The 12,629-nt window shown below is 66.4% G+C and carries 13 protein-coding genes; 1 reads left to right on the plus strand and 12 read right to left on the minus strand.

Going from position 1 to position 12,629, the window contains the following annotated elements:
• The first annotated feature begins 14 nt into the window (after positions 1–14).
• A complete protein-coding gene (locus LPA45_RS24975) occupies positions 15–524 on the plus strand; it encodes a MarR family winged helix-turn-helix transcriptional regulator (RefSeq protein WP_116318843.1) in 510 nt (169 codons plus the stop codon).
• 55 nt (positions 525–579) lie between these two features.
• On the opposite strand, the gene LPA45_RS24980 is transcribed toward LPA45_RS24975, so the two are convergent.
• From LPA45_RS24980 to flgD, 12 genes are all read right to left on the minus strand, one after another.
• Complete coding sequence (locus LPA45_RS24980) at positions 580–1,236, minus strand: DUF799 domain-containing protein (RefSeq protein WP_317919982.1); 657 nt, start codon at positions 1,234–1,236, stop codon at positions 580–582.
• Entirely contained in the window at positions 1,233–1,652 is a 420-nt protein-coding gene (locus LPA45_RS24985) for a DUF4810 domain-containing protein (RefSeq protein WP_317919988.1), read from the minus strand. Before LPA45_RS24985 ends, LPA45_RS24980 begins: the two co-directional genes overlap by 4 nt.
• A gap of 30 nt (positions 1,653–1,682) precedes the next feature.
• Positions 1,683–2,309: a CsgG/HfaB family protein gene (locus tag LPA45_RS24990; protein ID WP_116318957.1), complete on the minus strand. Its 627-nt coding sequence runs from the start codon at positions 2,307–2,309 to the stop codon at positions 1,683–1,685.
• 326 nt (positions 2,310–2,635) lie between these two features.
• Positions 2,636–3,862 (minus strand): flagellar hook-associated protein FlgL, encoded by a 1,227-nt coding sequence (flgL, locus tag LPA45_RS24995; RefSeq protein ID WP_116318846.1) that lies wholly within the window; start codon positions 3,860–3,862, stop codon positions 2,636–2,638.
• A 41-nt stretch (positions 3,863–3,903) separates the two neighbouring features.
• Positions 3,904–5,829 (minus strand): flagellar hook-associated protein FlgK, encoded by a 1,926-nt coding sequence (gene flgK, locus LPA45_RS25000; RefSeq protein ID WP_317919983.1) that lies wholly within the window; start codon positions 5,827–5,829, stop codon positions 3,904–3,906.
• Between the two features lie 234 nt (positions 5,830–6,063).
• Complete coding sequence (flgJ, locus tag LPA45_RS25005) at positions 6,064–7,101, minus strand: flagellar assembly peptidoglycan hydrolase FlgJ (protein ID WP_317919984.1); 1,038 nt, start codon at positions 7,099–7,101, stop codon at positions 6,064–6,066.
• 2 nt (positions 7,102–7,103) lie between these two features.
• A complete protein-coding gene (locus LPA45_RS25010; protein ID WP_317919985.1) occupies positions 7,104–8,273 on the minus strand; it encodes a flagellar basal body P-ring protein FlgI in 1,170 nt (389 codons plus the stop codon).
• Entirely contained in the window at positions 8,257–8,955 is a 699-nt protein-coding gene (gene flgH / locus LPA45_RS25015) for a flagellar basal body L-ring protein FlgH (RefSeq protein ID WP_376790653.1), read from the minus strand. The genes LPA45_RS25010 and flgH overlap by 17 nt, the downstream gene beginning before the upstream one ends.
• An 11-nt stretch (positions 8,956–8,966) precedes the next feature.
• A complete protein-coding gene (flgG, locus tag LPA45_RS25020; protein WP_063240993.1) occupies positions 8,967–9,752 on the minus strand; it encodes a flagellar basal-body rod protein FlgG in 786 nt (261 codons plus the stop codon).
• A gap of 93 nt (positions 9,753–9,845) precedes the next feature.
• A complete protein-coding gene (gene flgF, locus LPA45_RS25025; protein ID WP_116318852.1) occupies positions 9,846–10,589 on the minus strand; it encodes a flagellar basal-body rod protein FlgF in 744 nt (247 codons plus the stop codon).
• A gap of 26 nt (positions 10,590–10,615) precedes the next feature.
• Positions 10,616–11,863, minus strand: coding sequence for a flagellar hook protein FlgE (gene flgE, locus LPA45_RS25030; protein ID WP_116318853.1), 1,248 nt, complete (start codon positions 11,861–11,863; stop codon positions 10,616–10,618).
• Between the two features lie 72 nt (positions 11,864–11,935).
• Positions 11,936–12,601 carry a flagellar hook assembly protein FlgD gene (flgD, locus tag LPA45_RS25035; RefSeq protein ID WP_116318854.1) on the minus strand — a complete coding sequence of 222 codons (666 nt, stop codon included), beginning with the start codon at positions 12,599–12,601 and terminating at the stop codon, positions 11,936–11,938.
• Positions 12,602–12,629 lie beyond the last annotated feature (28 nt).

The following is a 12,629-nucleotide window of genomic DNA, read 5'->3' on the forward strand; positions in this document are numbered from 1 at the left end:
AGTAGAATGCGTATATGACTACTTATGACTACGTGGACCAGTTCCTGGCGGAATGGCGTTCGGCAAGGCCGGACCTTGAGTTGCAGCATGCAGACCTGCTGATCCGGGTGATTCGCCTGGGCGGCGTGCTGGAGCGTGAACTGGGCAAGCTGTCCCAGGCTTATGGGATCTCGTCAGGGCAGTTCCAGGTGCTGGCTGCGCTGCGACGGCGCTATCCGCAAACCGCTTCGCCTTCAGACCTGAGCCGGATCGCGATCCTGACCACCGGCACCATGACCGTGCTGCTGGACCGGCTGGAAGACAAGGGACTGGTGCGGCGCCTGCGCGATCCCAACGACCGGCGGCGCATCGAGGTGGAGTTGAGCGATGCCGGCAAGGACCTTATCGACCGCGCCCTGGACGAGCGGATCGCGCGGCTGAATGCGTTGACGGCGACGCTGGATGCAAAGGAATGCAGTGCGGCGACGCGCGCGCTGCGTCACCTGCTGGGGGTGGTCGACGACCCGGCAGCGCCGGGGAACTGACAGGGTACCGGGCATCTCCGGACCGGCACATGGCACCGGCCCGGTTTGCCTGGGGTCAGTCGGACTGGTACTTGGGCGAACGGGGCCCGTAGAGAATGCCGGCAGGCTGGCCGGCCGACAGCAGCCGGTAGCTGGCTGTGCCCGCCACGCTGTAGCTCGCATCGAACGTGTGGTTCATGACCTGCGTCACCGCCGCGTTGATGAGCATGCCGATCAGCCCGCCGCCACCGCTGGAACTGTCGGTGGCCGACACCGCCGTACCACTCCACAGGACATCGCCCGTCTTGAGATCGACCAGCTTGGCATTGGCCGCCACGCGGGTCACGCTGCTGATGACCTGGTATTTCGAACCATAGTCGGTCACGGTCACGTACAGCGCGGAATCGGCCCCGAAGATTTCGCGCAGCTTGGCCACCGGCACGGTATGGATATCGCCCGGCACGGTCAGGCCGTTCTGCCGGAACGTCTCTTCAACCAGTGCGACCGGCAACACGTAGTAGCCCGATTCCGCCAGCGGGACCGTCGCTTGCGACAGCATGGCATAGGTGGCCTTGACGTCCGGCGACTCGTTCAGCGGCGGCAGCACCACGATCGAGCGGGGACGGCTGGCCTTGAACGCGGAGTAGTCCACCTGCTTGTTCTGCACCGCGCACCCGGCGAACAGCAGCACGACACCCAGGCTGGCGATATAGGTCAGGAGCCGGCGCATCATTTGGCGCTCCCTGCCACGGGCGCGGCGTTGGCGGCATCCGCCTTGATTTCAGTGCGGCTGTCGCTCTTGACGTTACGCAGCAGGAAATCCATGTACGGCGTGGCCTCGGGGAAGAGGGTCTTCTCGGTCTGGAATTCGCTGACCATCTGGTCCGGCTTGCCCAGGTTCAGGTACAGCATGCCAAGCTGGGCATGGTAGCCCGGCGGCACGGAGCCGCCCTTGGCCTGGATCTTCTGCAAACCCGCTTCCAGCGCGGTGACCTGCGCCTCCCTGGACTCGCCCTTGAAGTACTCATAGACCTGGGCCTGATACCCCTCCCACTGATACATGGGCTGCGGACCCGCACAGCCGGCAAGCAGAATACTGCCGGCGGCCGACAATAACGCTGCGCTGCGCAGCGTGACCGTTTGCATCATCATTGTTCTCTTTTTGGTGAAAGGAATGGGTTACTTCTGACCCGGGTTCCACGCCCCGCTCTCGATGGCCGCCACCAGGTGGTTGATGGCCTCGCGCATGGCCAGGTCCATGACCTTGCCGTTCAGCGTCGAGTCATAGCTGGCGGTGCCGCCAAAGCCGATCACTTCGCGATTCGACAGCGTGTATTCCCCCGCTCCCTGGGTTGAATAAACCACTTCCGACGTCGAGATATTGATGATGTTCAGGTTGACCTTGGCATAGGCCACCTGGGACTTGCCGCGGCCAAGGATGCCGAAGAGCTGCACGTCGCCGACTTCCTTGCGGCCAAACTCGGTGATGTCACCGGTGACGACAAAGTCCGCCCCCTTCAGGCGCTGGGCCTGGTTCTTGATCGTTGCCTCGCGCCTGATCTCGTCCAGGTTTTCACGCTCCAGCACATTGAAGCGGTTGGTCTGCTGCAGGTGGGTGACCAGGCTGGTCTTGGCCTGGCCGCTCAGGCGATCGATGCCGTCCGAGAAAACGCCACGCATGTAGTTCGAGCGGTTGTCGAATTTGCCCACCGCGATGGGCGTGCGCACGCCGTTGTACGGGCGGCTGGCGCTTTCCACCTTCTGGACCGGCAACGCGGTCGAGGATTCGGTGGCGCAACCGGCCATGCCAAGCGCCGCAACGATGGCGAGCAGGCAGCAAGTCTTGGTTTGTTTCACTGATTTCTCCTGGTTTGCAGTGGGGACGCGGCCGATATTATGGCGCGGTGCCGCCCGTGCCGCGACTGGCAGCATGGCCGGCGCAGCCATTCCGGGTGGAACGAGGAGGAAGGTGTGCCCCGACCTTCTGCGGCAATGGAGCTGAGGATTGGGGAAGCCCCTGCAGATTGCCGGGTGGGGGCAGCTGGCGCTGCCGCTTCTCACTCCCAGGGTGCGAGGGTTTCAGGCTTTGTTTCCGTCGCACAAAGCACGGCCGGCCGACCGCCGGCCTGCGCTCACAGATACTTGAACAGATTCATCCCCTGAATTTGCATAAACGATTGCTGCGCGCCCTGCAGCGCCGTCTGGCGCTGGTAGTACTCGGTAATCGCCGCCGCATAATCCAGGTCCTGCAGCCCAGACAGCGTCTGCGAATACGTCAGGTCGCGGTTGGTGCCGACGTCGTCCAGCGCATCCAGTTCCTGCATCCGCGAACCCACCGAGGCACGCACCGTCAGCACGTTATCCAGTGAATTGGAGAACTGGCGCGTCGCCGTGGACAGCACGTTGCTCAGCTTGGCCTGGTCGCCGGGGGTGGAAGTAGGCTGGCGAAGGGTGTCGATCACGTTCTGCAGGTTGGCGAACATGTCGGTGCCGGCTTCCTTGGCGGGCTCCATGGTCAGCGTGTCGCCGTCCTTGGGCTCGCCGGTGACGTTGAAGGTGACGCCGCCGACCTCGATCCGCGCCGGCGAATTGTAGGCGGTCGGGCCCGACAGGACCGGCGCGGGCGCCGGGGCGTCCATGTCGGTGATGCTGTATTCCATCTGGCCGCTGGCGTTGGCCTGGAACTTGACCTGCAGCGATTTGCCGTACAGCGGGTCGCTGGGGTCGGTGATCGAGACCGAGCCAAACGTGGCGCTGCCCGTGTTTGCGCTGTTGTCCTTGACCACGTAGCCGGCGCCGCCGGTGACGCTCATGAACACGTCGCGGCCGTTGTCGCCCGCGGACATCTGGCGCGCGACGTCGACCTGCAGCAGTTGCTGGCTGGTGTCGCCGACGTAGTTGCCGGCGCCGGTGGCCTGCGTGAACGGCGCCGAGCCGGAGCGGGTGCCGCCGAACAGGAACTGGCCGTTGCCGTCGTCGGAATTGGCCAGGCCGACCAGCTGGTTGTACAGCCCTTCCAGCGCCGTGGCGAGCGAGCCGCGGTCGGCGTCGCTCATGGTGCCGTTGCCTGACTGCACCAGCAGGGTCTGGATGTTCTGCGTGACGGTGGTCACGGAGTTCAGCGCGTTTTCTTCCGCCGCCAGCGAGATATTGGCCTGATTGCGCGAGGTGGCGTACTGGCCGTTGACCGCTTGCGCCTGGCTGACGCCGAGCGCGCGCGTGGCGGCGACCGGGTCGTCGGACGGCGTGAGAACACGGCGGCCCGTGCCGAGCTGTTGCTGGATATGCAGCAGCGAGCCCTGCTGGAGGTTCATCGACGCCAGGCCTTGCTGGTACAGGGTGGAGCTTGCAACGCGCATGATGGATAGCCTATTCGGATTCGTTGACGTGCCGGCGGTGCTTACATGCCGATACCGATGATCGTGTCGAACAGCGAAGTGGCTGTCTGGATCACGCGGGCGTTGGCCTGGTAGAGCTGCTGGAAGCGCAGCATCGACACGGTTTCCTCGTCCATGTTGACGCCCGACACCGACTGCTGGGCGGTCTTGATCTGCGTGGTGATGCTGTCCTGCGACGCCGACGCGATCTTGACCGACTTGGCACGCGTCCCGACGTCGTTGACCAGCTGCGCGTAGGCATCGCTGAAGCTGGACACCCCGCCGATGGTCTTGGCGTTCTGCAGCTTGGCCAGGTTCAGCATGTTGCCGTTGTCCTTGACGCTGCCAGCGTTGCCGCCGAGCGTGAAGGAATCGCCTACCGTGGGCGTGCCGCCGAAGCTGAAGGTCAGGCCGCCGATGTTGTAGTCAGTATTGCCGCCATTGGGCACGCCCGTGGGCTGCGGCGACAGGTCCGTGCCCCCTGCATCCTTGAACACGTAGCCGGTCGCGGTATAGACGGCGGTGATCTTGCCGGTCATCGGCGTGAAGCCCGGCGCGACGTTGCCCAGGCTGGCGGTGGCGCTGCCCTTGTTGGTGGCGGCCGCCTCGGCGCGCGCCGGCGATGCAGCGGCGATCTTGGCGGGGTCGGTGATCGCCATATCGAAGCCGGTGGCGGCATTGCGCGTCGGCTGGATCGTGAACGAGTCGTTGGCGCCCATGGCAGCGTTGATCGAGACGCTGAAGCCGTCGGCGCTGAAGGTCAGCGGATAGGTAGGCGCGGGAGTGCCCGGCACTGGCGCGCTCACCTGCTTGTTGTCCGACAGGCGCGTCAGCGTGTAGTTGGTGCCATCGAACTGCAGCTTGTAGTCGCTGGCAGTCAGCGCCGAGGCATCGTCGATGGTGGCGGTGGCAACCGTGGTCTTGACGGCGTTGTTGGCGTTGGGCAGCACGGTGGCGGAGCCGAGCTTGAACATGTCGGTCCCGATGTCGCCGTTCAGGTCCATGCCCAGCTTGTGCTGCGCATTGAAGCTCTGGCCGATCGCCAGCGACAGGCGGCCGATCGCGCTTTGCGCGGCGTCGAGGGTCTCGGTGCGGAACTGCAGCAGGCCGCCCAGCGAGCCGCCGGTAATCGCGCCGGGCTCGCTCTCGTACACGCTGCCGTTGGGCAGGGTGTAGGCAACTACGGTGCGGTTGGGATCGGCGGCGGAGGCGACTGCCTTCAGGTCGTAGGAATCGTTGCCCATCACCAGCGGCTGGCCGTTGCCGGCGAAGACGTTGTAGGTGCCGCTGTCCTGCACCACCACCTTGGCGCCGACCAGCTTGGTCAGCTCGGCCACGGCCTGGTCGCGCTGGTCGAGCAGGTCGTTGGGCGGCTGGCCGCCGGAAGCGGCCTTCATGCGCGTGATTTCCTCGTTCAGGTCGGCGATCTGCCTGGTGTAGGCGTTGACTTGCGTGACTGCCGTGCCGACCTGTTCGTTGACGCCGGACTGCAGTTGCTTGAAGTAGTTGCTGGCGGAGCGGACCTGGCCGACCAGGGCCTGGCCGGCGGACAGCATGCCCTGGCGCGCCGCGGGGTCGGCCGGGGTGTCGGCTACTGCCTGCACCGCGGCAAAGAACTTCTGCATCAGCGGCGCCAGGCCGCCCTTCTGGTCGGCGAGCAGGTTGTCGATCTGGGCGATCTGGTCGGAGTAGGCCGCCAGCGAGGCGCTGGCCGAGGTGGCGCCGCGCAGCTGGCCGGTCAGGAACTCGTCATAGACGCGGATCACGGTGGTGGCGTTGGAGCCGAAACCGTAGAAGCCCTGGCTGGTGTACTGGCCGCCGGCCGATGCCACGATGGTGTTCTGGCGCGAATAGCCTTCGGTCGCCGAGTTGGCGAAGTTGTGGCTGGTCGTCGTCAGCGCGTTCTGCGCGGTGTTCAGGCCGGAAAGACCAATACTGAAGAGAGACATTGTGCTCTGACCCCGGATTCGTTGGACTGCCGCGAGCTTGGGGCGGCGGTGGTAGATGTGGGAGTTATCGGCTGTTTGGGGGTGGGACTTTAGGCTGAAGTGCGGTGGATGGCGCACGGCCTTGGAGTCCATATGCCGCACAACTTGCGGCGGTTTGCCCCCCTCTCCCACTTCGCGGGAGAGGGGAGCCTGGTTCTCGCGCTGTCAGCTACGGCGGATGCCACGCTGAACGCCTCAGACCGCCACCTTCTTCATGATCTTCACCAGCTTGTGCCCGTACGACGGATCCGTCGCATACCCCGCCCGCTGCAGCCCGTGCGCGGCCTCCTCGGCCGATCCCGCGCTCACCACGCCCGCATAGCGCGGATTGTTGGTCAGCAGCCGCGCGTAGTCCGCGCAGGCTTCGTCATACGATCCATAGGCACGGAACTTCGCCTTCACCTTCTGCGGCTGGCCATCGACGTACTCGGTGGTGGTGATCTCCGCCACGCGGCCCTTCCAGTTCGATCCGGCCTTGATGCCGAACACGTTGAACGTGGTCGAGCCATCGGCATGCAGGATCTCGCGCTGGCCCCAGCCCGATTCAAGCGCCGCCTGGCCGACGATCAGCCGCGCCGGTACGCCTGAAGCACGGGAAGCGGCTTCGGCCGGCGCCGCCATGCGCGCGACGAAGGCGCTGACGTGGGCGGGCGCGTCGGCCGGCAGCGGGCCGAGCGCCTCGCCGCCCTGGCCACGGTCGCCGTAGAACTGCGACTGGTACTGGCGCAAGCCCGCGGTGGGATTCCAGTTCTGTCCCGGCACCACCGTGCCGACCGCAGGCAGGTCCGCAGGTTCATTGCCTTCGGCAGACGCGGCGCCGCGGCTGTCGAGCAGCCGCGCCATCTCGGCATCGGCGGCGCGGCCGGACTCGGCCGGCGTCATCGCATTCATGCCCGCCGGCATCGGCGTGCCCGCGGCACGCGCCAGCTGGCGCACCATCACTTCGGCCAGCCCGATGCCGCGCGACGACATCTGCTGCGCGAGCTGCTGGTCCATCATCGACATATAGAGCTTGCTCTGCTCGTTGTCGAAGAGGCCGTCCTGCGGCGTGGCATTGCGCATGCTCTTGAGCACCATCTGCGTGAACACCGCCTCGAACTGCTTTGCGGCCGCCTGCAAGGTTGCCGCGTCGGCACCGTTGCGCGCGCTGTGCTTGAGCGCCTCGAAGCCCTGCGTGTCGAGCGCGAAGCGCTGCGTCAGGTCCGCGGCCTGCGGTGGCATGGACGCGCTCATGGTCAGATCACTTCCAGCTCGGCGCGCAGCGCACCGGCGGCGCGCATGGCTTCCAGGATGGTCTGCAGGTCGGCGGGGGTCGCGCCCAGCGCGTTCAGGCCCTTCACCACTGCGGCCAGCGAGGCGCCCGCCTTGACCACCTGCAGCGATCCGCCCTGCTGCTTCATGTCGATCTGCGAAACGGGCGCGACCACGGTGCGGCCCTCGCTGAAGGGCGCGGGCTGGCTGATCACCGGTTGCGTATTGATCACCACCGACAGGTTGCCGTGCGCGACCGCGCAGTCTTCCACCGTTACCGCCTGGTTCATCACGATCGACCCGGTGCGGGCGTTCAGGATCACCTTGGCCGCGGCCTTGGCCGGCGTCACGTCGATATTCTCGATGCGGGCCAGGAAGGCAACGCGCGCGCTCGACGCGGCCGGCGCGCGTACCTGCACCGTGCGGCCGTCCAGCGCGGCGGCAACGCCGCCGCCCATGGAACGGTTGATGGCTTCGACCACGCGCTCGGCGGTGCCGAAATCGGTTTCCTTCAGCTCCAGGTTTAGCACGCCGCCGTCCGGCTGGAACGGCGCGACCGCGCGCTCGACGATGGCGCCGTTGGCGATACGGCCCACCGCCAGCTGGTTGATCTGCACCTTGCTGCCGTTGGCCGACGCGCCCGCGCCGCCCACCAGCATGTTGCCCTGCGCGATGGCATAGACCTGCCCGTCGGCGCCCTTGAGCGGCGTCATCAGCAGCGTGCCGCCGCGCAGGCTCTTGGCATTGCCCATCGACGACACCACTACGTCAAGCTGGCTGCCCGGCTGCGCGAACGGCGGCAGCGTGGCCGTGACCATCACCGCGGCCACGTTCTTGAGCTGCATGTTCTTGCCGGCCGGCAGCGTGATCCCCAGCTGCGAGAGCATGTTGGTCAGGCTCTGCGTGGTGAACGGGGTCTGCATGGTCTGGTCGCCGGTGTTGTCCAGGCCGACCACCAGGCCGTAGCCCACCAGCGGGTTGTCGCGCACGCCCTGGAAGGTTGCCAGGTTCTTCAGGCGCTCGGCCTTGGCGACGGTGGCGAAGGCGCCGAAGGCCACCCCCAGCGCCAGGCTGATCACGCTCACGCGCAGCAGGCGTGACAGGAAGTAGGCGAGCATGGAAGCGGACATGGCGCGGTCAGAACGGTGAGACATTGAGGAAGAAGCGCTGCAGCCAGCCCATGTTCTGCGCTTCGTCGATCACGCCCTTGGCGGTGTATTCGATGCGCGCGTCGGCCACCTGCGTGGACAGCACGGCGTTGTCGCCGGTCACGGTGCGCGGATTGACCACGCCCGAGAAGCGGATGAATTCGGCGCCCTGGTTGATGGCCATCTGCTTTTCGCCGGAGACCACCAGGTTGCCGTTCTGCAGTACCTCCAGCACGGTGACGGTGATGGTGCCGTTGAAGGTATTGGCCGCGCTGGCGCCGCCGCTGGCCTTCATGCTGTTGGCGCCGTTGATGTCGGCGTTCTGGCTGGTGCCGAACAGGCCGCCCAGCGCGCGCGGCACGGCGTCGAACGCCAGCGTGGTGTTGCCGCTGCGGCTGGTATTGGTGCCCGAGTTCTTGCTGGCGTTGACGTTCTCGGTAATGACGATGGTCAGGATGTCGCCCACGTTGCGCGGGCGGCGGTCCTCGAACAGCGGGTTGCCGGCATACGACGACTGGTAGATGGAGCCGGAGGCCGGCCCGACCGGGCGCGGCTCGGCACGCGCGGTGGTGGGCAGTTGCACCAGCGGCTCGCGCGGCACCAGCGCGCAGCCGCTCGTGGCCAGCATTGCCACGCCGGCCAGGCAAACCAGCGCACGCGCGCCCAGGCGGGAAAGCAAGGTGGCCATGTCCATTACCCTCAACCCATCTGGGCCAGGCGCTGCAGCATCTGGTCGGACGTCTGCACTGCCTTGCTGTTGATCTCGTACGCGCGCTGGGTCTGGATCATGCTGACCAGCTCTTCCACCACGTTGACGTTGGACGCTTCCACATAGTTCTGCTGCAGCACGCCGGCGCCGTTCAGGCCCGGCACGGTGGTATTGGGCGCGCCCGACGCATCGGTCTGCACATAGAGGTTCTCGCCCATGCTTTCCAGGCCGGCCGGGTTCATGAAGGTGGCGAGCTGCAGCTGGCCGACCTGCACGTTGGCGCTCGAACCCGGCTGCGTCACCGACACCGTGCCGTCGCGCGCGACCGTCAGCGACAGCGTGTTGGCCGGGATGGTGATGGCGGGCTGGATCACAAAACCGCTGGAGGTCACCAGCTGGCCGTTCTGGTCCACCTGGAACGAGCCGTCGCGCGTATAGGCGGTGGTGCCGTCAGGCAGCGCCACCTGGAAGAAGCCCTGGCCGATGATGGCCACGTCCTTGTTGTTGCCGGTCTGCTGCGGATTGCCCTGGGTGTGGATGCGTTCGGTCGCGACCGGGCGCACGCCGGTGCCCAGCTGCATGCCCGAGGGCAGCGTGGTCTGGTCCGACGACAGCGCGCCGGGCTGGCGGATGGTCTGGTACATCAGTTCCTCGAACACCGCGCGGCCACGCTTGAAGCCGTTGGTCGACACGTTGGCCAGGTTGTTCGAGATCACGTCCATCTGCGTCTGCTGCGCATCGAGGCCGGTCTTGGCAATCCAGAGAGAGCGGATCATGGTGGTCCTTGCTGGGAATCTTTAGCTGGGAGCTGGAGCGAGGGCGCGCCCGCAATCGGCGCGCCGCGCTCCGGGTTCAGTGTTGCCGCGGCGTCAGTTGGTCGACAGCAGCTGGTTGGCGCGCTGCTCGTTGCCGTCCACGCCCTGGATCATCTTCATCTGCATCTCGAAGCGGCGCGCGTTGGCGATCATCTCGACCATGGCTTCGGTCGGGTTGACGTTGCTGCCTTCGAGCGCGCCCGAGACCACGCGCACGGTGGGGTCGGCCTCCAGCGGCTGCGCGCCCGGGCGCAGGCGGAACAGGCCGTCATCACCGCGTGCGATGGCATCGTTGGGCGGGTTGACCACGCGCAGCTTGCCTACCTGGGCAAGGCCAGCCGATGCTTCGCCCGGTCCGCGCGCAGTGATCGTGCCATCCGTGCCGATGGTGACCTGCGAGCCCGGCGGCACCGCCAGCGGGCCGCCGTCGCCCATCACCGGAAGGCCGGACTGGGTCTGCACCTGGCCGTCCTGCGCCACCTGCAGCGCGCCGGCTCGGGTATAGGCCTCGGTGCCATCAGGCGCCTGCACCACCAGCCAGCCGTTGCCCTGCAGCGCCACGTCGAGCGCGCGGCCGGTGTAGGTGAGCGGGCCGGCGCGCATGTCCGCGCCCGGCGTTGACGCCAGCGTGAAGGCACGCGTGCCGGCCTCGGCGCCGACCACCGGCACCGCGCGATACAGGTTGACCTGCGCGCGGAAGCCCGGCGTCGACACGTTGGCCAGGTTGTTCGATACCGCCGCTTGCTGGTCGAGTATCTGCTTGGCGCCCGACAGGGCGGTGTAGATCATGCGGTCCATGGCGGCGGCTCAGCTCAGCTTGGCAATCACAGGTTGACCAGGGTCTGCATGACCGTGTCCTGCGCCTTGATGGTCTGCGCGTTGGCCTGGTAGTTGCGCTGCGCGACGATCAGGTTGACCAGCTGGCCCGACAGGTCGACGTTGGACGCTTCCACCGCGTTCGAGCGCAGCGTGCCCATGCTGCCGCCGGCCACGCCCAGCAGCGCCTCGCCGGACGCGCCGGTGGCCGACCACACGTTGTCGCCTTCCGGCTTCAGGCCCTCGACGTTGCCGAACCCGGCCATCACGATCTGGCCCAGCGGCTTGCTCTGTTCGTTGGAGTAGCTGCCGGTGATGGTGCCGTCCGAGTTCACCGTGTAGCCCAGCAGGCTGCCCGAGGTGTAGCCGTTCTGGCTCAGCTGCTTGACGTCGTTGTCGGCGCCGAACTGGGTGGTGCCGGTCAGGTCCAGCGCCATGTTCAGTGCCTGTGCGCCGTTGGCGGCAGGCTGCGTCAGCGAGATCGCGCCGGCTGCCGGCGACTGCATGGCACCCGCGTTGTCGAAGGCCAGCGTGACCGGCGCGCCGCCGACCATGTTGCCGTTGACGTCGGTCACGTACATCTTCCAGTCGGTGCCGCCCGGGACGGTCGGCGGCGTAGTGGCCGGCGGGGTGGCATCCGGCACCTTGGCGAAGTACGCCATCATCTGCTGCTTGTTGCCCAGCGAGTCATAGACGTTGATCGCCGTGCTGTAGTTGAACATGTTGCTGGTCGGCGGGTTGCCGGCCGAGCTGGCGAAGGCGGTGCCCGGCACGGTGGCGCGCGAGTCCAGCTGGAACTTGGCGGTAATGCGACTGGTTGCCTGCGGCTCCATCTGCGCATTGCTGATCGTCAGCGGCTGCGGCTGCACGCCCGCGCCGCCGGTCACGCCCGCCGGATAGCCCGTCACCTGCAGGCCCTGCATATTGGTGAGGCGCCCGTCGTCCTGGCGCTGGAACTGGCCGTTGCGCGAGTAGTAGATCGCGCCATCCGGGCTGGTCATGCGGAAGAAGCCGTTGCCATTGGTGATGGCAACGTCAAGCGAGCGCCCCGAAGCCTCGATATTGCCCTGGTTGAACGACTGCACCACCGAGTTCACGCGCACGCCCAGGCCGATCTTGGTACCGGCATAGATGTCGGCGAACTGCGCCGCGGACTGCTTGTAGCCAACCGTGTTGGCGTTGGCGATGTTGTTGCCGATCACATCGAGATTGGACGCGGCGGCATTCAGGCCGCTTACCCCTTGACCGAAACCCATGGTTATCTTCCTTTGCTTTAGCTGTCGTTGAAGCCCGCCGGCGCATTGCGCGCGCTGGGCGGGCGCCTGCGATTAGAGAATGCGCCGCACGTCGTCGACGTTGGCGGTCTGCCCGTTGCCCAGGTCGACCAGCACGCCGGTCGAGTCGCCGCTGATGCTCTGTACCTTGCCGTAGGTCAGCGCCACCGGCTGCACCGAGGTGCCGTTTGCAGTGGCCGTGACCTTGAAGGTGTAGTCGCCGTTCGGCACGAGGTTGCCGGCATTGTTCTTGCCGTCCCACGTGACGTCGTGCACGCCGGCGGTCTGCCCCTTCATGTCGATGGTGCGCACCACGTTGCCGTCCTTGTCGAGCACGTCGATCGTCACCGCGTCAGCCGTGGACGGCAGGTCCACGCCGAACTTGCCTGCCACGCCGTCCGTCACCGACACCTGCGTGCCCGGCACCATCACGGTGTGGCCGATCAGCGCGGCCGAATCCATCGCGCGGCTGGCGCTGACCTGCGCCAGCAGCTGCGACAGCGTCGCGTTCATGGTCTGCATGCTGCTGACCGTGCTGATCTGCGCCAGTTGCGAGGTCAGTTGCGAGTTGTCCATCGGGTTGAGCGGATCCTGGTTGTTCATCTGCGTGACGAGCATGGTCAGGAAGTTGCTCTGGAGTTCGGAAGCGCTGGCGCTGCCGCTCTTGAGGGCATCGTTGATGCCCTGGGTGTTGCTGTTGACCGAGGAGGTGGTTGTCATGTCGGCTTCCGGCGTTGCGTTCAGGGTT

Source organism: Cupriavidus sp. Agwp_2 (genome assembly GCF_040784895.1).
Classification (GTDB): domain Bacteria; phylum Pseudomonadota; class Gammaproteobacteria; order Burkholderiales; family Burkholderiaceae; genus Cupriavidus.